Below are 19,010 nucleotides of genomic sequence, written 5' to 3'. Positions count from 1 at the left end.
GCAGTTTACGGCGGGTTTGGCTACCGAGCCATGCTCTTCAGCATACGCTGCAACACCTGCACCTGCTGCGCAAGCAGGTTGAGCAGCTCGCTGTTGGGCTGCTGCGGGCGCAGCGCTGGCCGAATGATGTGCTGATTCATCTGGGAGCGAACCCAGCCGTGGCGGTGGGCGAGGCGAATGACGGTTGTGCGCGGTACGCCGGAAAGCCGCTCGATGGCCTGATAGCTGTACAGGCGGCCATCTGGAGCCCGCACCTCGCCCGCCAGCATGGCCAGGGCCAGCGCGCGGTCGCCTTTGGTGTGCTGACGAAAAAGGCCAGGGAAAAGCGGCTGCGGTTCGGGCGCACGGTAGGGCTCCTCAAAGAGAAGCCGGTCGAGCGTCTCGAAGGCCCAGCGCTGAAACTGGATGATGCGCTCGCGCTTTGCGGGGTCTTGGATGCGGTTGGTGGAGATTTTGGTTACGACACCGATTACACCGGGGCGTCTCAGGAACGCTGTTCTAATCGGCATTCCTTTCCTGGTGGTTGTTACAACCACGCGATAGGTGCTCAGGACTGGATCACCCTGCACAAGCTGGTACAAGGTTTTGCGATCGTATTCCAGCAACTCGCACAGCCGCGCCATTGGTACTGCTACATCCCGCCTTCCTGCCACTTCCAGCCAGGCTACTGGCAGCGTTCCGGTCGGCGACTGGATATCCTTCTTGCGAACCAATTGGGCCTCAAGCATTGTCATCCTCCCTGTCCACCGCCAGCAGCGCCGCCAAGGGCACGCCGCCGTCCACCAGGCCCGCGTGGTACACCTCGCGCAGGCACTCCACAAACAGCGCCCAGTCCTCTGCGCGGGCAGCGTCCCAGACCGCCAGCGCCAGGGGGTCGAGCCGGTTGAGCAAAAAGCCCCCCCTGGGGGTGTCCTCGAGGGGAGCCTTGCTCCAAAACGCCTGCCTTGCCATGCCTATATGCTTGTTGGTATCATACATCCTGTACCTCCGTAACATTGGAGTTCGCCAAGAAGCCGCCTTTGGAGAACGCTTCTTGGTTGCCCGCATTATGTACAACTCTCTATATAGAGTCAAGTCATTTACTACAAATACATATAGCGCATAAGATGTGGCCATGTCGTGCAGGCCCAATCTCAGCCCTCTGCTAAATCTTTTGAGGCGGGAGCGGGTTTCGCTTTATCGGCTTTCGGCAGCCTCTGGCGTAAACTATGCGGGCCTGCACCGAGCCACAAAAGGAAAATCAATACCCGACCTCCACACCCTCGCCCGCATCAAGTGCGCCCTGGAGGAAATCCTGGGGCGGTCGGTTTCGCTGGATGAGCTGGTAGAGGTACGGCGAGAGCGGCAGGATTAAGTTATCATTGGCTGCATGAAACAAAAACTGTTGGTAGCAATGATTGCTGTAGTAGTCGGCCTTTCTTTGGCTCAAAAAGTAGACATCAATAAGGCTATGTCGGCCCTCAAACAGGACAAACAGGTAACCCTGCTAAAGGAAGTTAAGCTGCCACCTCCACCTCCCCAGCGCTCTGCCGAAAAGAAGTATGAGGTTCGCGTCCGCAATGAAGCCGACGAAGTGTTCAACTACATCATCTTCCTGGCTGCTCCCAAAGGAAAGCGCTACTTCAACCTCTACTCTGTGCGTTTTGAAGATAGCTACTCCTTTGACAATGCGCTTTACGGCCTCGGCTATTTAACAGGTTTCTTGATGCGGGCTTGTCTGGGGCTGACGGAAGAGAGCACCAAAAAGCTAGTGAACTGGTTTTCTGAAAAGGTTGAGCAAATCCAAGAAAGGGGAATCGGCGATTTCTCTCGGGATTTTGGGCCTGTAGAAATGAGCTTGATGGGTGGAGTGCGCTTCGACAAAAGTGGGCACCTGATTGTGGTGCTTCAGCGCAAGGGCGAGCCCGGAAAAAACTGGCCCCAGTGGTGCGAGCGATAGCAACGCTCAACTCTTTGTAACGACTCCCCGTTCTGAAGAACGGGGAGTCGTTACAGCTTCAGATTCCAAGGTCGGCCAGGAACAGCTCCCAGGCCTCCGGGATAGGAATCCCCTGTGCCCCGAGGCGGGCCCTCTCGGCGAAGATCTCCCGGGCCAGGGTCAGGGTTGCCTCCCGATCCTGGAGGGCCGCATCCTCCAGGTAGCGCCGGAAGGGAGTCCACTCCTCCACGGCGGCCAGAAGTTCGTCCGGGTCCGCGTCAGCCTCCAGCAGACTCTTCAACCAGCCCCAGTAGCCCTGAGCTAGTTGGAGGGGACGGTAAGCCACGGTGGTCGTCTCAGCCACGTTGTCTCCTGCCAGGGAACATTCAGTTTCTCCAAAGCGCTCACCCCATAGCCTGTGGCCAAGGTGCTGCTGTGGAAGGAGTATACCACGAACCAGAAGCGGCCAACTCGAGGCCCCCGAACGGAATCGGGTAGGGCGGAGGTGGGCACCATGACCGCCAACACGGGCCCCTGAGCCCGAGCGAAAGCCAGCACCGCCACCTCCGGGTGGGCCGCTACCTCGCGGCACACGCGCTCGTACTCCTCGGGGGTCGTGGTGGGGAGCACTTGCTCCTCCAGAATACGTGTAGCCAGGTGGGCTTCCAGGGATGAGGCTCTGCTCTTCCCCAAAAGGGCGGCCTGCTCCGGGCCCAGCAAGCGCTCTCTGCGGTTGAAAGGGGCAGCGTAGACCTGCCCGGCAGCGACGAGCCAGTCCCGGGGCTCCGGCCTGGCCTGCCCGCGGCTCTCTGCCAGCTGCCGCAGGCGGTCTCTGGCCTCGGGGTGGATAGCCAGGGTACTGAGGTAGGCCCGCCACAGCTCGGGGTGATAGTCCCTGGGCTCCGGGCTCCAGGCCTCGCGCCCTGGGGGGCGGCCAAAGCCTTCTAGAGCGGGCTGATCCGGCGGGCGCTGGGTGATGCGGCCCTCAGCCTGGGCCGCGCTGTACGTTATGAGGGCAGTGCGGCAGCGGAAGTGTAGGGGCGGGATATGCGTGTTCCAGAAAGGATGATCGGCAGGCAGCACCACCCCGGCCAGGTTGAGGCAGATGCGCGAGGTGCGGCCATCCAGCACCACCGAGAGCCCCCAGTAGGGCCGCTCTTGCCGCAGCTCGTCGGCGGCCTTCCAGCGGCCCGCCCCGTAGGCCGATTGCAGGTTGGTATCGAAGATGGTGCGCAGCCGGTGGGCGTTGTCGCCCCCCCAGGCCCGTCGAATCCGCTCGGAAAGGCGATTTTTGAACTGCTCGAAGGTCTCGCCCTTACTCAACCCGGCCTCCAGCGCGTCCAGCGCCTCCTGCACCATATCGAGCTGGGCCAGCCCCGCCACGAAGAAGGCCCGGCGGCGGGCCTCCTCAGAAAGGGCGCGGTAGGCCGGGTCGGGCAGGGGCAGCCGGGCGCGAAACCAGGCGATGGCCTGCTCGGGGTCGGTGGGGGTGGCCTCGACGTTCCAGGGCATGTCAGGGGTTGGATGGCAAAACAGTTAGCCGCCAACTCTCCACGGTGGCAGTTTGAGTCACGGTAGTGGACGAGCTACGGATGCCCATCGCCACCGTTTGCGTGCCGGTCAGGTTGCTGGCGGAGGCCTGCCAGGCGTAGCGCCCGGCCTGGGCGCCGGTCAGGCCGGTGTTGCTAGCTCCTGGGGCGCTGCGCTCATTTTGCAGCGCAATCCGGGTTAGGGTGGTGGAGCTAATGGAGAATCGGCACACCGTATAGTGCACCGCGCGGTTGGTGGAGCTGGCGGCGTGAGTGGTGGAGTCGGCTGCGTCCACCGTGATGCCGCCAATCGAGCAGCGGTAGGTGTAGGTCGCTGTGGCCCCCGAGTTGTTGATGATCGTGTACCACACCTCGAGTAAAACCGTTGTCCCCGCCGAGATATCAACACTCCGACTAACCAGGTTTACGTTGGAGGTCGAGTTAATTGCGATGTCGCTGTTGGGGGCGTTGCTGTAGATAGTCGGCCCGCCCCCACCCCCCGGAGGCGCGGCCCAGCTGCCATCGCCACGCAAAAAGGTCGTGCTGTTGGGGGTGCCGCTGGCCCCGATCTTGGCAATGGTCACGGCCCCGTTGGCGATTTTTGGAGTCGTGATAGCGCCATCCCGAATTTGGTTGGAGGTGATGCCCTGCGCCAGGGCATAGATGGCCCCGGCCAGTAGGAGTAGTCCCAGGAGTGCCCGCATATACCCCTACTTCAAATAGTCCACCAGGATGCTATCGCCCGCCTGGGGAGCGCTCACGAAGGTGATGGTATTGCCGCTGATGGTGTAATCGAGCCCCGCCCCCCGGCGCTGGCGCACACCGTTGAGATAGACGCGCTCGCTCCCGGCCACGGGAGTATTCGCCAAAGTAAACACTGTGTTGGAACCATTGATGGTGCCTGCTGGCGATTCTCCCGTAACGAAATCGGCCTTCCGCAGCAGGATCGCCGGGTCTACGCCAACGCCAGACCCGCTCACGGTGAGGCCAGAGCCGCTCACCACCTGCACCGAGAAGGTGGAGCCGGTCAGGATTAAGCCGTCCCCGGCGCTATAGCTGCCCCCGTTGGTCTCCTGGGCAAAAACCAGGTCGGTAGTGCCCACCGTGGTGGGTCCGTCGGTGATGAGGTTCCAACGGCTGTTGCCGAGGGTAGAACCCTCCGAAACGAACACCTGCAGACCGGGTTTGACCTCATCGTTGCCGTCAGCGTCCTCGGCTCGGGTCAGGGCCGCACCTGGGCCGTTGAATACGTACAGGCCGTTCTGGGTCTGGTTGGTCTGGTAGGCCAGAAATAAAATGTCCCCGTTGCTCAGCGTGACGCCGTCGAAGGTGTTGGTGCCGGGGTTGCTGATGTTGACGTTGCCGGTGGCGGCGGCGCGGGCCACCCGGCGGTAGAGCACACCGCGAATGGCCTGCTTGACCTGGCCCCAGTTGGGCGCGTCGCTGTCGGCCACCGCGTTGCCTACGTTGAGCAAGCGCTGGCCTCCCAGGCTGAAATTGCCGGTCATGCTCACGCTGCCGTCGGCTTTGAGGAGTAGCGAGCCATCCTGCACGTTGCCGAGCGGCAGGGTGCCGCGCACTTGTCTAGCGTTGGTTAAGTCGATTTTTTGGTTGCTCATAGAACCTCCGGGGTGTGGGGCGAGAAACCCGGCGCTTCAGCGCTGGGAGGGATAGCCCCACGTCCGCCAGGGGCGGACAGTTTTGGCGTAGGGGTCGCTAATCTTGGTATTCGAGCAAGTCGCCTACTTCGAAGCGACGGCCCGTGATTTGCTGCAAGCCCCAGAGAACCCATGCGAGAACTCCCGCATCTATACGTTCGGGCATTCTGCGGCTCCAGCGGTACAGGGTTTCCCTCGGCACCCGTCCACCAATTGTTTTGTTCAGGTTGTAAACGGTGACTCCTTCTGATTTGAGAAGATCGGGCAATTTCCAAACGATTAAAGGCTTTTCCATACCCCCGACAGTACCACGGAGTATAGGCGCATCTATTGACATAGTACCATGCACATGGTACTATACGAGTACCTAGAAGCCCATCCGCCAAGACGCAGCTTCCAGGAAATCCAACCAAAGGGGATTCAAGATGCAGAATACCACACACCTCAAGTCCGCAAAAGCCTTCAAAGCCTACTTCGACAACCTTCGGATGTTCAGCCCCGAGTGGATTGATGCCTCCTACGTTTGGAGCGCCTGGATCAATTCGGGCCGGATTAGCTGGAAGCGGTTTGTGCGTGAGGTGGCGGCTTAGGCCGCCCCTTCTCCATCGGAGGTTCGCATGCCGCTTGAAACCGCCGAACGCGACAGCCGGGAGAACTTCTGCCGCTTCGTCCTGAGCCGCCTCGACTGGCTTACCGAAGCCTTCGACCTGCCCATCTTCGACCACCCCGACATCACCAGGGCCATGCTCAAGGGCTACCAGCTTGCTCTTCGGGACATGGGCAGCCCGATGGCTGAATACTTGGAAGGCTGGGAGGTCTGAATGCCCCGCCCCATCCAGCGCAAGTCCAGTTCGGTGTTCCTGCTGAACTACCACGTGGTGTGGATTCCCAAGTACCGCCGCAAGGTGCTGGTCGGGGCGGTGCGTGAGCGACTGATCAAATTGCTGAGCGAGAAGTGCAAGGAACTGGGCTGGGAGGTGATAGCCCTCGAGGTGATGCCCGACCATCTGCATTTGTTTGTGGGAGTCAACCCCTCGGTTGCCCCCGACCAGATCGTGTTCAGGCTCAAGGGCTACACCTCCCGGACGCTTAGGAAGGAGTTCCCCCAGCTCAAGCGGATGCCCGCAATGTGGACACCCAGCTACTTCGTTTCCAGCGCGGGCAACGTATCGGCTGCTACCATAGAGCGGTACATCGCCGAGCAAACCACCAAAGGCTGAGCCGTGAAACTGACCGCCAAGATCAAACTCCAACCCAGCCCCCAGCAGCGCGTTGCCCTGATGGAAACGTTGCAGCGGGTCAACGCGGCCTGTAACGCGGCCTCGGAATGGGCTTGGGCGAACAAAACCTTCGGCCAGTACAAAATCCACCACGGGGTGTACTACGACCTCAAGGAGCGTTTCGGACTCTCGGCTCAAGCGGCGGTGCGGGCGGTTGCTAAGGTGGCGGATGCCTACAAGCTCGATAAAAAGACCGTCCGCACGTTCCGACCCCTGGGTTCCATCGCCTACGACAATCGGATTTTGCGGTTCAACCTGACCAAAGGCACGGTGAGCATCTGGTCGGTTGAAGGGAGGCTGACCATCCCCTTCGTGTGTGGCGAGTACCAAGGCAACCTCCTTGCTTACCAGAAGGGCGAATCTGACCTTGCCTACATCAAGGGGGAGTTCTACCTCCTTCCCACCTGTGACCTGCCCGATGCGCCCCTTGCAAAGCCCGTGGGGGTGATTGGGGTTGACCTCGGAATCGTCAACATCGCCACCGACAGTGACGGGGAGCGCTACTCGGGGAAGCGCCTGAACTCGGTGCGGCACCGGCACAGGAGGTTGAGAAGAAAGCTCCAGAGGAAGGGTACCAAGGGGGCTAAGCGACGGTTGAAGAAGCTGGGCCAAAAAGAGCGGAGGTTTGCCGGCCATGTGAACCACACCATCAGCAAGCGCATCGCGGAGAAGGCCCAACGCACGCATCGGGCGGTCGCCCTGGAGGACTTGCAGGGCATCCGTCAGAGGGTCAGGGTTAGACGGCCTCAGCGCTCCACGCTGCACTCCTGGGCGTTCCACGACTTCGGACGAAAACTGGCCTACAAAGCGCAGAGGGCCGGGGTCAGGGTGGTGTTCGTTGACCCCAGAAATAGCTCTCGGGAATGCCCGCGCTGTGGACACACCGAGCGGGCCAATAGGCCAACCCAGAGCACGTTCCAATGCCGAGTCTGCGGGTTCGCTGACCACGCGGACAAGGTCGCAGCCCTGAACCTCAGCGTTCGGGGCTGGGCTGCCGTAAGCCAGCCGTACTTGGGGGAAGCGAATCGTGCTATGCATGGTTCTGTCCCTGAAAGCCCACTGCTTTAGCTGTGGGTTGCTTACATGCTTACCTCGCGTAGGTGATGATCAGGCTGTCTCCGGGTACGGTGCTGAAGGCGATGTTGAGGGTCTGACCGACCAGATAGAAATTGAACTCGGCCAGGCCGTTCAGATGGACGTTTACCGAGTTGGGGATTGGGGTGTGGGGCAGGGTGATGGAGCCGGAGAAGGCCGGGGGAATTACGATTTCCAGGCGCTCAAAAGCGGCATTCCCGCCAGAAGACGAAGGCGCTACCAGGGCCGGTCGCACCACGTATACGGCCTCGGTGCGTGGCGGCTCGATCTGCAAATCTAGCTCCTGAAGCTGCAGTTCCAGCTTCAGCTCTTGCAGCTCCAGCTCGAGCACCACCTCAGACATTGCGCTCCCCCTTCCGATCCTGTATATCGAGTTGGCCGCGCAGGATGGTGCGGGGGCCATCCGGCCCCACCAGCCGCAGGACATAGCGGGCCCGCCGCAGGCTCCACAGCGCAGTTTTGCTGGCCGGGATGGTGATCTGGAAGGCTCCGGTGCTGGTGTTGAAGGTGATCTCGCCTGGCTCGGCCAGGTAGATGGGCGCATCGGGCCCCGGCCCCCCGTAGGCCGGCCACACCTTGAGCTGCAAACTATGCCCCGGCCAAGAGGTCGAGCCCGTGCGGGTGGTAAGCCGGCCAGAAAACCCCCACGCTTCCCCGCGAATGACAATCTGCGGCACCTCGGGGATGCGGTTGTAGGGCAGTACGCTCATCGGCTATCCTCCCGCTGGGCCAGCATCCCGGCCAGCTCTGCCATGAGCCAGCCCGCCTCCACCAGCTGCCGCAGCGCGCGGGTATCCAGGTCGGGGAACAGCTCAATCAGGCGCTCACGCAGCTGCTGGGGGCTCTGGGCGGCCTCGATCTCCCGCAAGAGCCGGGCCAGCACAGGCGAAAGGCCCTCGGCAGCGGCCTCGGTGGCGGCCTCGATCATCTCGAAGACGAACTGCTGGCCGCTCATCATGCCGGGCCGCAGCTCCCGTTCCAGCGCCGCCAGGGGGCTGCGGGCCTCCTGGGGGGCCATCTGGGGCGTGCCCAGGCGCAGCAGAATCCGCTCATCCTGGGCAGGCTCCGGCAGGCCAAACTTCTCCGCCACCCAGCGCAGCGAGATGGGGTAGCCCATCTGCTGCAGGATGTCGAGGGTCTTGGCCTGCTGGGCCAGGTCCTCGGGCTCCTCCACGATGCCGATGATCTTGGGGGCCAGGCGGGCGCTGTCGGTGCCCGCGTTGAAGATGGCGAAGGGGGTCGCCAGGTCGCGCCGCAGGGTGCTGCTCAGGGCTGCCACGTCGGCCTCGAGCAAATCCAGCCGGGTGCGGCGGTGTTCCCGGCCCAGGGCCTGGGTGCCGTGCTCTCCCTCCCCCGTGGTGAGGGTCTGGCCCAGCGTGGCCAGGGTCATCTCACGGTTGGCGATCTCGTAGATGCCCCGGTAGACCTCGGGGCCGCCGGTGGCCTTAGCCACCTCGATGATCTCGATCTCGGTGTCCTTACTGATGATGCCCGCGGCATCGCTGCCCAGCGCCCGCACCGCCCGCTCCAGGGCCTCCATCTCCTCCTTGCTGGTGGCCGGGTCGTACTTGCCCAGCCGGTAGGGCTGGCCGTAGACCTCGGCGTAGACCACCCAGTCCTTGATGGCGTAGTGCTTGAACAAATACCACCAGGCGTTGGTGCGCATCAGACCCGCGCGGGTGGGGCTGCCGCTGCGGGCCTTGTAGCGGTGCTCGATGGCCTGGCCGAAAGTGGGCGCATAGCCCTGGGGGTAGCCCTCGGCCTGGATCAGAAAGCGCTTCTGCTGGGTATCCCAGATTAGCAGCCGGGGGTCAATGTGCTCGAGCTGCCCGGGAAACCACATCCCCCCGTCGCGCCGCCAGGCCATCCCCACCAGGCTCACGCCCTGCCCCAGGGCATCCTGCAGATCGAGCATCCAGCTCACCCGATCGGAGTTGTCCCACCACTCCCGCAGGGCCTCGGCCAGCCGCCGGGCCTGGGGGCTGTTGTCCGCCGGCTCGATGCGCCACTCGATGCCGATGGCCGAGAGCTTGCGGTCCTGCATGATCTGGGAGAGCACCCCATCGCGCTCCTCCATCTCGCTAAATAGTTCGGCCTGCTGCTCCAGGTACCCCTCGTCGGCCTCGTAGATGATGCGGGCCAGCTTCTCCGGTGTTAGCCCACGGCTGGGGTAGTTCGCATAGGGCCGGGATAGCCCCACCACCGCGCTGGGGTGCTGGGCCGGGGGTTTGCCGCTGATGGGATTACCAAACTGATCCAGGATGGGCATGGGCCTCCAAGCAGAAGCCCCTGCCGCGAGGGCAGGGGCTAGGTTACCTCCAGTATAGCCGGGCCAGGTGGGAAAGGTGCAGCCCATTTTGCGCCACGCTAAATGTCACCAGGTTTTTCCGGCCGTTTTAGGCGGGGGGAGGTGGGGGTCTAGGGGGAGAGCCGAAGGCCGGGTCAACCCCCGGCTAGATTTGGCGCTGAGCGGCCCACAGGGGTATCAGAGGGTACCTCTCCCCCCCGCAAAGCGCCCCGCTTCCACGGTGCGGTATTCGATAGGCCCCCGGCGGGACTCCCGGGCGTGGCGGGCCAGGGCCTTGGCCCAGAAGTGGTCGGCGTGGTCGCCCTCGTTGCGCTCGGCGTCGTAGCGCACGTTGCCTGCGCTGGTCACGATGCGCTTGACGCTGTGCAGCGACTGGCGGATGCGCTGGTTGCCTGCGGGGATGCGCTCCTTGCGGTCCTCGAAGCCCAGGCGCAGGCCCTGGGCCAGATCGGCCTTGGTCTCGAGGTTGAAGTGCACCGGCTCCACCTTCCAGCCAAATTTTCGCCGGGCCTCCTCGGCCAGCATCTCCCCCATCCCGGTAGCATCTATGCAGGCCCGGCGAACCCGCGGCAGCAGGGCCGAGAGGGCCTCGAGCTGGGCGTGGAAGGGGGTGTTGTGCAATTCGATCACTTTCCGGGCCCAGGCCACATCCCCCACCACCTCATCCACCCAGATCACCGTGAGATCACGGCGCCGGGCGATGTCCATGCCCAGGTAGGCCTGGTCGGGGTTCCACTCGTCGGAGAGGGTGTCGGCCTCGGCGGCCAGGATCAGGTCGTAGGGGATGAAGGCGCTGCCCTCGTCCACGAACTCCAGCAGATACTCCTGCTGCCAGGCGATGGGGTCGGCGATGGCCCGCTCCAGCTCCTCGGGGTCGATCTGCAGGCCCTCGCGCACGGCGTCGTAAATGGTGGTGCGGTGGCGGCTCCAGCCCTCGCCCCGCTCCCACAGCTCAAAGAACTGGTTGGCCTTGCCGTTGGGGGTGCTGGTGATGCGCACCTTGAACTCGGGGTTGCGCGTGATGATGGGGAAAACCGCAGTCCAGATGGCCTTGGAGTCGCGGTGGAAGGCGAACTCGTCCAGGTTCAAATTGCCGCTGTAGCCCCGCGCGGTCGCGGGGTTGGCGGGGAGGAACAGGTGGCGCGAGCCGTTGGGCAGGCGGTACTCGAGCTGGGTGTACCTCTCCTCGCCCTCAAAAAAGTAGTCCTCCAGAGCCTCCGCCGCGATACGGTAGGCGTCCAGGTGGAGCTTGACCTTCTCGGCCAGCTCGAGGCTCTGCCGCTGGCCGCTGGAGAGATGAATCCAGAGGGTCTTGCGCTCCAGGCTGTCGTCTACGGTCTCGAGGGTGCTGGCAAAGCTCTTGCCGATCTGGCGGGCCGCCAGCCAGATTTTGAAGCGGCTCTTATCCTGCACCCAGCGCTTCTGGTATGGCAGCAGCATACTATTGGCCCAATCCGTAAATCTCCTGGCGGATGGTAGCCAGGGTCTCGGGGTCGAGGTTGCGGGCCGCCAGCCGCTTCTCTACCTTTTCGGCCATCATGGCGGCCTGGTCCTTGCTAAAAACCCGCTCGGCCTTTTCCAGCTGCAGGCTGGCTGTCACCGCCCGCACGCCGGTCTCGAGCATCCGCCCAACGGCTTTCGGGTCAATCTCTGAAGGGTCGAAGGTTTCCAGGTAGCGCAACAGCTTGTGAATGAGCACGTTGGTAAATGCGGCCTGCAGGCTCATCTGCTTGCCGGTGGCCTGGCCGATGGCCTCCATCACCTGCTGAGCCTCGAGGGCCGCGCCCAGGGCCGGCAGCAGGTGGTTGGTGCGGTGGCGCGAGAGGCTGGCCGCGCTCAGCGCCTCGCCCCGCTCGGCGGCCCAGGCCACGATGTCCTCGATGCGGTAGGGGGCGCCGTCCTCCGGCTTGCGCACATCCCCCAGCAGCATGGCGTCGATCTGCTCGCGCAAGGGCGAGAGGCAGACCCTACAGCGGGTGGACTGCACATAGATGGCCACAACTCCCCCCCTACCTGGGCATGATCCAGCCGACAAAAGCCGCTATGGCCAGCAGGCTGTAGAGCCGCCAGCCCGGCTTGGCCGTGCGGCGCAGGATGAGCGCCTCCAGCTCGTCCAGGCGCTCCATGATGCGCTTCTGGCTGGCCTGGGCCGCCAGCCGCAGGGCGGTCATCTCCTCCCGGATGTCGCGCAGCTCCGCCGGGCTCATGCCCTCCTCCGCGGGAACGCTACACCGGGGTCGGAGATGTCGCCGTTGCACAGGTCCATTCCCCGGGCGGTGATCTCGGCGTACTCGAAGCCGCCACGGCCATCGTTGCGCCAGGCCACGTTGATGTACTCCTTGCCGGGTGCGCTCAGGTAGCGCAGCACCGATTCCAGCTCCTCATCGCCGGGCAGCATGTGCAGGCCCTCCAGGGTCAGCTTCAGGGAGCGCTCGGGCAGCCGCCAGGGCGCATCGGGGTATAGGGGTTTGTCGTCGAGGCCCGTCGCAAATAGGTAGAGGGCGTACAAAACCTCGCCGCGCAGGATTTTGATGCGTTGATTGCCCAGTCTCGACATAGCTCCTCATCAGGGATTGGGGATGGCGGGAATCTTCACGCCCAGCAGCGCGGCCAGGATGCCCACCACGATCAGGGCAGTCTTCCAGAACTCTGCCGTCCAAAAAAAGGGTGTGCGGCCCTGGGGCATGCGCTGCAACAGCTTTATAGCCAGCATTTTTTCCCGCATCTTCCGTATCTGCTCCTCCCGCCCATCCGGGGCCTGTGCCGCCAGCTCGTCCAGCATATCTTCCAGTAGTGAGCGCTCCAGGTCATTCATCCCCGTCCATGAACGAGCCCCTGCCGCGAGGGCAGGGGCTAGGTTACCTCCAGTATAGCGCCAAATCCTGGGTTAATTGTCCAGCGGCTGCACCATGTACAAAGCGCGGCCATCCTGCACGGTGTACCAAATCCAGTTGCCCTTGTAGCGGAACGATTCCCGCAGGATTTTGCCGTCCAGCGTCATGGGGCGGCCCACGCCCGCCAACCCGCGATAAATGGGGATCGCCCGGGTATGGGAATGCACCGCCGAGTCCAGTTCCCTGATGTTCATCGCACCTCCTTGCAGATCTGCCGCAGGCGAATGGCCAGCTCGGCGATGCGCTCATCCACGTTGCCCCGCTCAAAGCGGCCCCGGCTTTTGCGCCAGCGGAAGATGGTGGCCCAGCGGCTGCCCGCAATCTGGTAGATCAGCAGTTCGCGCTCGGCGGGGGAAAGCTCGTCCACAAATGAGTCGAAGTCCCTCTTCCACAGGCGAAGCTCATGGGCCTCGATGCCGGCCTCGGGCAGCTCGGGCACGTAGATGGGCAGGCAGCTGGCGCGGTGGGGGTTGTGGCCCCCCAGTACCTTCTGCCAGCTGGCCCGGCCCCGCCCCACCATCCAGATGGCCCGGAAGGCGTGCTCGGCCTGCCAGAGGTACCGGCTGCGCTCGGCGAGCGGTACCTCTCCGTCGGTGGTACCAGGAACGTGAATCAAGGCTGTGCCTCCGAGAGGTACCACCCATCTTCAGTCCGCCGGATCAGGCCCTCTTCTTCCAGGCGGTCCAACCAACGGCGTACCGTGCTCTTGGGCCAGCCCAGGTCCCGAACCAGGACGGTCAAAGTAACAGGGGCCTGGTACCGCGCCATCACACTGAGCAGTTCACCGGCCCTGCCTTCCACGCTCCACTCCAGATCCACGCTACGCTCCCGCATACGCAGCGTGGCGCGCTCGCTGACAGCACCAGCGGTACCGGCAGCTTCACTCACACGTTCGCGGGGCGGTACCTGGGGTGGTTCCGCGGTACCTGAATGTGCTGTCTGAGGTACCGGGCTTGGCACATGGGTGTGCCACACAGCCGGTACCTGCGGTACCTCTGAAGCCGTTTGGTGCGGTACCTGCACCGGCGCAGCGGTACCTCTGTGTGCCACTGGTTGATTCAGCGGTACCTCTGGGGCCACTGGGTGCGGTACCTGCACCGGCACAGCGGTACCTCCGATAAGCTCCCCGACCACCTTGCCCACCGCGTAGGTACCGACCGGTACAAAGAGGCTCATGAGAAAAACTTCCCATAGGGCCAGCTCCGGCGCACCCCGGTGCATCGAGAGGGCGTTGCCCACCCAGACCAGCCCCAGGGCGGCCAGGGCGCCACCCCCTGCCCAGCGGGATTGCCGCAGCAGCGAGTTGGAGAGCAGCGAGAGCAGGAAGGCGGTAAACTCCAGGGCCCCGGCCAGGCCCCAGGCCAGCTCACGCGGCAGCTTGCCCAGCGATAGGGCGTACCACTCGGCCAGGTGGCCGGTGCTCATGATGAGGGTGGCAAAATAAGCCAAAAGCAGCAGAGTGATCATCAGTTTGTGGATCATGGCATCACCACCTTGATGGCCCCGATGCGGGGCACCAGACGATAGGGTGGGCGTTCGGGGTTGGGGCAGTGCCCCGCCCAGCCCGCTTTGGGATCGAAGGTGCAGGGCTCGGTGAGTACCTGTACGAGATATCCCAGGCCAAAATGCTTCCAGCCCTGGGTGTGGCCCAGCTCGTAGCGTTCCACCTCTGCGCGCCGGGTCTGAAGGGCGTCGGCGGACATCAAGTGCCTCCAACGGGCTGGCTCGAAGTACACCGTGGTCCCGGCCAGGTTGAAGCCCATCAGGATGTTGTCCTGGGGGCTATACTCTACCCGCCAGATGGTGGTGGGGGTCAGGTAGGCTTGCGCCCCGGAAGGGTTGAGTTCCAAAGCCACGCTGAAGCCCCATCCCACGAGCTGCCCCCCGGCCAGGAGGCCCAGGGCCAGGGCGGCCAGGCTGAGCAGGCCCAGCTCGGTTACTTCAACCACGGCCCCACCTCCGCATCGAGTTCTCCGCCTCAAAAAGGGCCTGCTGGATGGTCTGGGGCATCTCACTGTCCCCCCAGCGCAGGGTGCGGGCCTCGCGGTAGGCCAGCACCCGCTCCAGGCTGCTTTTGATATAGCTCAGGGCGTAGGCCATGATCCGGTCGGCCTGCTCGGGCGAGTTGGCGATGTGGTAGCGCCGGGTCATGGGGTCGAACCCAACCACCTCGGGCTTAGCCCCGGTCACGCTGGGGCGGGCCGAGAGTTTGGCACACAGCTCCACCGCCTCCCGCATCTCCCGGTCCCCCACGCCCAGGGCATGGGCCAGGGCATCGCGGTCTAGGCCCTGGGGCCCGGCCTCCCAAAGGGCGCGGAAAACCGCGCGGGCCAGTTCAACCTTAGGGTCGCTCATGCTTCCTCCCAGGTGTAGGGGCCGTACTGGCCCAGGTAGGTGCGGAAGGTCTGCTCGCCGATGTCCAGCCACTCCCGCAGGGTGTAAAGGTAAATGCCGTAGCGCGGCTGCACCTGGCCACTTTCTTCCTCCAACCCGTTGAAGCGCACGGCGGTCTCGAGCTGCGAGCAGCGGATGTTCACCGTCACCCCAGGGCGGTCGTGGAGGAAGGCCAGGAGCTGCTCGAGGTTGGCCGCCTTGTCGGGCCGGGCCTGTTTGAGGGCCTGCAGGCCGCGGGCGCTAGGCATGGGCTTCCTCCCTGGCCATGTGTTTTTCGATCAGCTCCAGCCCGGCCAGGCCAATGCCCCGGCAGGGCAGGCCGGTGAGGTGCAGCTTGAGCCAGCGCCAGACCTGCTGTTCGCTGGGGTAGGTGGCTTCCATCTCGGGCTCCACCTCGTAGGTCTTGATGTAGCCCCCATCGGGTTTTTTCCAGACCGAGTAGAAGGTGCCCTTCAGTACCAGCCTGGGGTGGTCGTAGACCTGGATGCGCTTGGCGCGCAGGCGTTTGCGGATTTCATCCTTCGTCATCGCAGTCCTCCGATAGGCGCAAGGGCCGCACGTTGTGCAGCACGCGGCCCAGGGTGCGTGCCGGGAGTTCCAGCCACTCATTGGCGCTGGGGCTGTAGAGGCCGTAGATGTGAACCACCTCCCCGGGCTCGTAGCCCAGGGGCAGCTCGGGGTCGAACTGCTCCGGCAGGCAGGCCTGGTAGAGGTAGCACAGGCGCATGGCCACGTTGCCCCGCAGCAGGAGCAGGTGGGGGCGGGGGTTCTCCCGCAGTTGCACTAGAATCTCGCCGGGGGTGAGCATAGCCAGCACTCGATGTCGTCGAGCATCCCCCGCCCGCCGCAAATCGGACAGGCAGGGTGGATGGCCGCGCGCAGGCGCTCGGCGGCTTCCAGGGCTTCCGCCACCTCGTGGTAGAGCTGGGCCGCGGGCCAGTTGCGGTTCTTCTCGCAGATGCGGGCATAATGCCGGGCCTGGGCCGGGGTCTGGCAGCGCTGGTAGGCGCGGTCGAGGGCGCTCATGCGTCCTCCTCCCTCCGGCTGGCGGCCAGCACGGCCATCATCAGCATCCCCAGCAGGCCTCCCAGGATGTAGCCCAGTAAAAAAGCGGTTCCGGCGCTCACGGCATCTCCATCCCCCGCAAGCGGTGGGGGTTGCGCAGGGTCTCGATGGTGGATTCCTTGGTGGCCTGCTCGTAGAAAATCTCCGCCGAGGCCATATAGGCGGCCAGCATGCGCCGGGCCAGGCCCTTCAGGGGGCCAGGCTCGATGCTGCCGGTCTCCTTCAGCTCGCGGATATGGGCGAGCAGGTCGGTGGCCATGTTCTGCAGGTGGAAGAGCAGGTAGTCCTCCGGCTTGTACTCGGGGGCCGGGAGGCTGTCCAGATCGGCGTATACGGGCTGGGGGTTGGTGGGCTGCTTGTTTTCGGGTTTTTTCATGGCTTACTCCTTTTCGAAAACGACCAGTTTGTTGCCGTGGGGGGCGATGGCGTAGGCTTTGAAGCCTGCGTATTTGGCGCAGATGCGGGCCTCCTGCATGGAGGGCTGGCCCACCCGGCGGAAGAGCACCAGGGTGCGGCGAGCGCTGCGGGTATCGGCCACCAGCCAGAGACCTTTGCTCAGGCAGGTGCTGGCCCGACCGTTCTGGGCCTGGGCCTGGGCGAAGAGGGATTGGATGACTGTTTCCAGCATGGCTACCTCAAAAAGGTCTGGATCAGCTCCAGGCCGTCGCGCTGGGCCTGGGGTGAGGTCAGGCGGGCCAGTTCCTCGCTCCAGCGCCCAGGGCTCCACAGTTCGAAACGGTTTTTCATTCCGATGATGACCACCTCCTCGCGGATATCGGCGTGGGATAGGAGCTGTGGGGTCAAGGTGGTGCGACCGGCGGCGTCGAGGCGACCCTTCAACGCACCGCCGATCAGGAAGCGGGCCAGGGCCGCCGCCTTGGGGTTGGTGATGGGGAGCTGGGCCAGCTCGGCCTCCACCCGCTGCCAGACCACCAGGGGGAAGCCATAGAGGCAGCCTTCCAGCCCCCGGGTGATCACCAGCCCGTCGCGCAGCTCGTCGCGGAAGGCTTTAGGCAGCAGCAGGCGGCCCTTCTCGTCCAGGGCGTAGTGGTGCTCCCCGGTCATGACAGAACCCGCCCCCGCCCGGCCATATCGGCCAGGGTCTTTTCGTCGATCTTCTTCTCGAAAATCTCGGCGGCGTAGCTGATCAGCGCGGCGTAGAGGGCCTTGCGCTCGTGCTCCAGGGCGTCCTTCTCAAACACCAGCTTGTCGATCTGCACCGCGATCTGCTCCAGGCGGTCGGCCAGGTGCTCATATTCGATGTCCTCGTAGACCTGCACCCGCAGGTAGTCGCTGCGCTCGGCCTCGCTTTTGAGCTGCTTGTAGCTCTCGCGCAGGCGGGCCCCCTGGCGCACGTAGGTCTCGCGGCGCTTCAGGGCCCGCTCGGTGTTGTCGCGCTCGGCCCGCATGGCCACCAGCTGGCGGTTGATGCGGGCGATCTCCACCGGAATCTCCAGCAGCCGGCGGCGGCGTTGTTCGGCAAAGTCGGCGGTCATTTTTCCTCCTGCAATAGGACAGATGTGATTTCTTCGTCGGGGTAAACCCGCTCCAAAAGAACCTTTCTCAGCACCTGCCCCCACTTGCCGGGAAGCAGGTGGATTTCGATCTGGGTCGCCAGCACCTGCACGGTGTAGGTGGCGCCCATCTCGCCGCGGGGGTTCAGGTTGCGCAGGGTGATCACCGCGCCGTCCTGCAGCCAGGGGATGTCCCCGCGGATGTAGTTGATGGGCTTGGCAGGCCAGTCGCCGGTCTCGGTGGCCAGGTACAGCAGGGTGGCGATGTCGTCCAGGCGGGGTATGCGCTCCCCCGCCACCTCAATCTCCCGGCGTTTGCGCACTAGCGACCTCCGTACCATGCGATGGCGTGGATGATCAGCACCATCAGCGCACCCGTAGCGATGTCCACCAGTAGCAATGCCAGCTTTTGTTTCATTGGCTACCTCCCGCCAGGTTGAGCTTTTGCGAGACTGCCACCACTGCTTTGACCGTGAAGGTGGCGCGGCTCAGTCCTTTATCGGCGTTGCGGGCGATGGTGCGGTCGATCTGCTTCACGAGCCGCAGCACGTCCCGCATCACCCCGCCCGTGAGTTCGTAGATTTTCTGGCGGCTGGCCTTGGGCAGCCCGGCCAGCATGGGCATCTCCACCAGTTCCTCGGGGCTTACCGGCTCCGCCTCGGCCACCACCCCGATCCGGCTCTCGATGTCCCGCCAGCGGCGGATCTGGGGGGCGAAGTCCTCGGTGCAGATCAAGATGAAGGTGCTGGATGTTTCGTCGGCCAGATATTTGAGCACCTCGAACGACTCCCGCGGCATGCGCTGGGCCTCGTCCACCACCGCCACCATGCGCTTGGCGCTGAGCTGGGTGTGCACGGTGTGCAGCAGGTCGCGGAAGCGGCGGGTGCGGGTGATGTAGAGGTTGAGGGCCAGGGCCTCCAGCAGGGCGTTGGGCTCGTAGTTGGGCTGGGCGTGAATCCAGGCCGTGTTGAGCTGGGGCCACTGCTCCCGCACATAGCGCAGGAAGTGCCGGGTGGTGACGGTCTTGGAGCAGCCTGCCGGGCCGGTGACCAGGGCGAAGGGGAACTCGTCCTCCACCGCGTCGCGCAGCCGGGCCGCGATGATGCGGGTGGCGCGGGTCTGCACGAAATCGGTCTCGTCATCGAGCACGTCCCCGTACTCGCTGGCCAGCCAGTCCTCTACGATCTTGTCTACGTCCTCGGGGTTGATGTATGGTGGTTGTTGAGCCATATAGCTCCTTTCTGCTTCAGCGGGGGTCTACTCCCCGTTGGAGCCCATGTTGTGCTGGGACGACAGGTCTAATACCAACCTTAGATAGATAGTCATTCTTCAGGAATCCACCCGAACCCCGCCAC

The 19,010-nt window shown here is 64.0% G+C and carries 36 protein-coding genes; 6 read left to right on the top strand and 30 right to left on the bottom strand.

Annotation, left to right across the window (positions count from 1 at the left end):
- Nucleotides 1-20: 20 nt before the first annotated feature.
- Both ABWU19_RS06040 and ABWU19_RS06035 read right to left on the bottom strand, forming a co-directional pair.
- Nucleotides 21-509, bottom strand: a complete 489-nt coding sequence (locus tag ABWU19_RS06040) for a hypothetical protein (RefSeq protein ID WP_156941902.1) — start codon at nucleotides 507-509, stop codon at nucleotides 21-23.
- 211 nt (nucleotides 510-720) lie between these two features.
- Entirely contained in the window at nucleotides 721-951 is a 231-nt protein-coding gene (locus ABWU19_RS06035; protein WP_027877618.1) for a hypothetical protein, read from the bottom strand.
- Nucleotides 952-1,114: 163 nt separating this feature from the next.
- On the opposite strand from ABWU19_RS06035, the gene ABWU19_RS06030 reads away from it, so the two are divergent.
- Both ABWU19_RS06030 and ABWU19_RS06025 read left to right on the top strand, forming a co-directional pair.
- Nucleotides 1,115-1,354 (top strand): hypothetical protein, encoded by a 240-nt coding sequence (locus tag ABWU19_RS06030; RefSeq protein ID WP_027877619.1) that lies wholly within the window; start codon nucleotides 1,115-1,117, stop codon nucleotides 1,352-1,354.
- Between the two features lie 15 nt (nucleotides 1,355-1,369).
- Nucleotides 1,370-1,939, top strand: coding sequence for a hypothetical protein (locus ABWU19_RS06025; RefSeq protein ID WP_027877620.1), 570 nt, complete (start codon nucleotides 1,370-1,372; stop codon nucleotides 1,937-1,939).
- A 58-nt stretch (nucleotides 1,940-1,997) separates the two neighbouring features.
- Here the strand turns inward: ABWU19_RS06025 and ABWU19_RS06020 are convergent, their stop codons facing one another.
- From ABWU19_RS06020 to ABWU19_RS06000, 5 genes are all read right to left on the bottom strand, one after another.
- Nucleotides 1,998-2,282, bottom strand: coding sequence for a hypothetical protein (locus ABWU19_RS06020; RefSeq protein WP_156941903.1), 285 nt, complete (start codon nucleotides 2,280-2,282; stop codon nucleotides 1,998-2,000).
- On the bottom strand, nucleotides 2,240-3,430 hold the full coding sequence (locus ABWU19_RS06015; protein WP_435900829.1) for a phage head morphogenesis protein: 1,191 nt from the start codon (nucleotides 3,428-3,430) through the stop codon (nucleotides 2,240-2,242). The genes ABWU19_RS06020 and ABWU19_RS06015 overlap by 43 nt, the downstream gene beginning before the upstream one ends.
- Before the next feature lies 1 nt (nucleotide 3,431).
- Nucleotides 3,432-4,151, bottom strand: coding sequence for a hypothetical protein (locus tag ABWU19_RS06010; RefSeq protein ID WP_119340541.1), 720 nt, complete (start codon nucleotides 4,149-4,151; stop codon nucleotides 3,432-3,434).
- 6 nt (nucleotides 4,152-4,157) lie between these two features.
- Nucleotides 4,158-5,066: a hypothetical protein gene (locus ABWU19_RS06005; protein ID WP_435900828.1), complete on the bottom strand. Its 909-nt coding sequence runs from the start codon at nucleotides 5,064-5,066 to the stop codon at nucleotides 4,158-4,160.
- A 97-nt stretch (nucleotides 5,067-5,163) separates the two neighbouring features.
- Nucleotides 5,164-5,400 carry a hypothetical protein gene (locus ABWU19_RS06000; RefSeq protein ID WP_435900827.1) on the bottom strand — a complete coding sequence of 79 codons (237 nt, stop codon included), beginning with the start codon at nucleotides 5,398-5,400 and terminating at the stop codon, nucleotides 5,164-5,166.
- Nucleotides 5,401-5,530: 130 nt separating this feature from the next.
- Between ABWU19_RS06000 and ABWU19_RS05995 the strand changes: the two genes are divergently transcribed.
- The 4 genes from ABWU19_RS05995 to ABWU19_RS05980 are packed head-to-tail and all read left to right on the top strand — an operon-like array spanning nucleotide 5,531 to nucleotide 7,453.
- Entirely contained in the window at nucleotides 5,531-5,695 is a 165-nt protein-coding gene (locus ABWU19_RS05995; protein ID WP_435900826.1) for a hypothetical protein, read from the top strand.
- 27 nt (nucleotides 5,696-5,722) lie between these two features.
- Entirely contained in the window at nucleotides 5,723-5,926 is a 204-nt protein-coding gene (locus tag ABWU19_RS05990; protein WP_435900825.1) for a hypothetical protein, read from the top strand.
- Nucleotides 5,927-6,325: an IS200/IS605 family transposase gene (tnpA, locus tag ABWU19_RS05985; RefSeq protein ID WP_435900824.1), complete on the top strand. Its 399-nt coding sequence runs from the start codon at nucleotides 5,927-5,929 to the stop codon at nucleotides 6,323-6,325.
- 3 nt (nucleotides 6,326-6,328) lie between these two features.
- Entirely contained in the window at nucleotides 6,329-7,453 is a 1,125-nt protein-coding gene (locus tag ABWU19_RS05980) for an RNA-guided endonuclease InsQ/TnpB family protein (protein WP_435900823.1), read from the top strand.
- A gap of 19 nt (nucleotides 7,454-7,472) precedes the next feature.
- Here ABWU19_RS05980 and ABWU19_RS05975 read toward each other — a convergent pair whose 3' ends face one another.
- The 23 genes from ABWU19_RS05975 to ABWU19_RS05865 form a co-directional block, all read right to left on the bottom strand.
- A complete protein-coding gene (locus tag ABWU19_RS05975) occupies nucleotides 7,473-7,823 on the bottom strand; it encodes a hypothetical protein (RefSeq protein ID WP_027877623.1) in 351 nt (116 codons plus the stop codon).
- Nucleotides 7,816-8,190, bottom strand: coding sequence for a hypothetical protein (locus tag ABWU19_RS05970; protein ID WP_435900822.1), 375 nt, complete (start codon nucleotides 8,188-8,190; stop codon nucleotides 7,816-7,818). Before ABWU19_RS05970 ends, ABWU19_RS05975 begins: the two co-directional genes overlap by 8 nt.
- Nucleotides 8,187-9,749 carry a phage portal protein family protein gene (locus tag ABWU19_RS05965; protein WP_169735542.1) on the bottom strand — a complete coding sequence of 521 codons (1,563 nt, stop codon included), beginning with the start codon at nucleotides 9,747-9,749 and terminating at the stop codon, nucleotides 8,187-8,189. The genes ABWU19_RS05970 and ABWU19_RS05965 overlap by 4 nt, the downstream gene beginning before the upstream one ends.
- Before the next feature lie 216 nt (nucleotides 9,750-9,965).
- Entirely contained in the window at nucleotides 9,966-11,228 is a 1,263-nt protein-coding gene (locus ABWU19_RS05960) for a terminase large subunit domain-containing protein (RefSeq protein ID WP_435900821.1), read from the bottom strand.
- 1 nt (nucleotide 11,229) lies between these two features.
- The gene (locus ABWU19_RS05955; protein WP_435900820.1) at nucleotides 11,230-11,787 is read right to left on the bottom strand and encodes a phage protein Gp27 family protein; all 558 of its coding nucleotides are present in this window, start codon (nucleotides 11,785-11,787) and stop codon (nucleotides 11,230-11,232) included.
- Nucleotides 11,788-11,797: 10 nt separating this feature from the next.
- Nucleotides 11,798-11,995 carry a hypothetical protein gene (locus ABWU19_RS05950; RefSeq protein WP_027877627.1) on the bottom strand — a complete coding sequence of 66 codons (198 nt, stop codon included), beginning with the start codon at nucleotides 11,993-11,995 and terminating at the stop codon, nucleotides 11,798-11,800.
- Nucleotides 11,992-12,345, bottom strand: a complete 354-nt coding sequence (locus ABWU19_RS05945) for a hypothetical protein (RefSeq protein WP_027877628.1) — start codon at nucleotides 12,343-12,345, stop codon at nucleotides 11,992-11,994. Before ABWU19_RS05945 ends, ABWU19_RS05950 begins: the two co-directional genes overlap by 4 nt.
- A 9-nt stretch (nucleotides 12,346-12,354) precedes the next feature.
- Nucleotides 12,355-12,603: a hypothetical protein gene (locus tag ABWU19_RS05940; RefSeq protein ID WP_027877629.1), complete on the bottom strand. Its 249-nt coding sequence runs from the start codon at nucleotides 12,601-12,603 to the stop codon at nucleotides 12,355-12,357.
- Nucleotides 12,604-12,675: 72 nt separating this feature from the next.
- Nucleotides 12,676-12,876, bottom strand: coding sequence for a hypothetical protein (locus tag ABWU19_RS05935; RefSeq protein WP_027877630.1), 201 nt, complete (start codon nucleotides 12,874-12,876; stop codon nucleotides 12,676-12,678).
- Entirely contained in the window at nucleotides 12,873-13,298 is a 426-nt protein-coding gene (locus tag ABWU19_RS05930) for a hypothetical protein (protein ID WP_027877631.1), read from the bottom strand. Before ABWU19_RS05930 ends, ABWU19_RS05935 begins: the two co-directional genes overlap by 4 nt.
- Complete coding sequence (locus ABWU19_RS05925) at nucleotides 13,295-14,164, bottom strand: helix-turn-helix domain-containing protein (RefSeq protein ID WP_027877632.1); 870 nt, start codon at nucleotides 14,162-14,164, stop codon at nucleotides 13,295-13,297. Before ABWU19_RS05925 ends, ABWU19_RS05930 begins: the two co-directional genes overlap by 4 nt.
- Complete coding sequence (locus ABWU19_RS05920; protein WP_027877633.1) at nucleotides 14,161-14,631, bottom strand: hypothetical protein; 471 nt, start codon at nucleotides 14,629-14,631, stop codon at nucleotides 14,161-14,163. Before ABWU19_RS05920 ends, ABWU19_RS05925 begins: the two co-directional genes overlap by 4 nt.
- Nucleotides 14,624-15,037 carry a hypothetical protein gene (locus ABWU19_RS05915; protein ID WP_027877634.1) on the bottom strand — a complete coding sequence of 138 codons (414 nt, stop codon included), beginning with the start codon at nucleotides 15,035-15,037 and terminating at the stop codon, nucleotides 14,624-14,626. Before ABWU19_RS05915 ends, ABWU19_RS05920 begins: the two co-directional genes overlap by 8 nt.
- The gene (locus ABWU19_RS05910; RefSeq protein ID WP_435900819.1) at nucleotides 15,034-15,324 is read right to left on the bottom strand and encodes a hypothetical protein; all 291 of its coding nucleotides are present in this window, start codon (nucleotides 15,322-15,324) and stop codon (nucleotides 15,034-15,036) included. The genes ABWU19_RS05915 and ABWU19_RS05910 overlap by 4 nt, the downstream gene beginning before the upstream one ends.
- Nucleotides 15,317-15,604 (bottom strand): hypothetical protein, encoded by a 288-nt coding sequence (locus tag ABWU19_RS05905; protein WP_027877636.1) that lies wholly within the window; start codon nucleotides 15,602-15,604, stop codon nucleotides 15,317-15,319. Before ABWU19_RS05905 ends, ABWU19_RS05910 begins: the two co-directional genes overlap by 8 nt.
- Nucleotides 15,591-15,884 (bottom strand): hypothetical protein, encoded by a 294-nt coding sequence (locus ABWU19_RS05900; RefSeq protein ID WP_156941904.1) that lies wholly within the window; start codon nucleotides 15,882-15,884, stop codon nucleotides 15,591-15,593. The genes ABWU19_RS05905 and ABWU19_RS05900 overlap by 14 nt, the downstream gene beginning before the upstream one ends.
- A complete protein-coding gene (locus ABWU19_RS05895) occupies nucleotides 15,860-16,102 on the bottom strand; it encodes a hypothetical protein (RefSeq protein WP_027877637.1) in 243 nt (80 codons plus the stop codon). Before ABWU19_RS05895 ends, ABWU19_RS05900 begins: the two co-directional genes overlap by 25 nt.
- Before the next feature lie 97 nt (nucleotides 16,103-16,199).
- Nucleotides 16,200-16,517, bottom strand: a complete 318-nt coding sequence (locus tag ABWU19_RS05890; RefSeq protein WP_027877638.1) for a hypothetical protein — start codon at nucleotides 16,515-16,517, stop codon at nucleotides 16,200-16,202.
- Between the two features lie 3 nt (nucleotides 16,518-16,520).
- Nucleotides 16,521-16,769: a hypothetical protein gene (locus ABWU19_RS05885; RefSeq protein WP_027877639.1), complete on the bottom strand. Its 249-nt coding sequence runs from the start codon at nucleotides 16,767-16,769 to the stop codon at nucleotides 16,521-16,523.
- Nucleotides 16,770-16,771: 2 nt separating this feature from the next.
- Entirely contained in the window at nucleotides 16,772-17,206 is a 435-nt protein-coding gene (mraZ, locus tag ABWU19_RS05880; RefSeq protein WP_027877640.1) for a division/cell wall cluster transcriptional repressor MraZ, read from the bottom strand.
- Nucleotides 17,203-17,637 carry a hypothetical protein gene (locus ABWU19_RS05875; RefSeq protein WP_027877641.1) on the bottom strand — a complete coding sequence of 145 codons (435 nt, stop codon included), beginning with the start codon at nucleotides 17,635-17,637 and terminating at the stop codon, nucleotides 17,203-17,205. Before ABWU19_RS05875 ends, mraZ begins: the two co-directional genes overlap by 4 nt.
- On the bottom strand, nucleotides 17,634-17,978 hold the full coding sequence (locus ABWU19_RS05870; protein WP_027877642.1) for a hypothetical protein: 345 nt from the start codon (nucleotides 17,976-17,978) through the stop codon (nucleotides 17,634-17,636). The genes ABWU19_RS05875 and ABWU19_RS05870 overlap by 4 nt, the downstream gene beginning before the upstream one ends.
- Nucleotides 17,979-18,069: 91 nt before the next feature.
- Complete coding sequence (locus tag ABWU19_RS05865; RefSeq protein ID WP_435900818.1) at nucleotides 18,070-18,885, bottom strand: AAA family ATPase; 816 nt, start codon at nucleotides 18,883-18,885, stop codon at nucleotides 18,070-18,072.
- Between the last annotated feature and the right edge of the window lie 125 nt (nucleotides 18,886-19,010).

The sequence above is a fragment of the Meiothermus cerbereus genome, assembly GCF_051297115.1.
Classification (GTDB): Bacteria; Deinococcota; Deinococci; order Deinococcales; family Thermaceae; genus Meiothermus; species Meiothermus cerbereus_A.
This window is presented reverse-complemented; position numbering and strand designations above follow the sequence as displayed.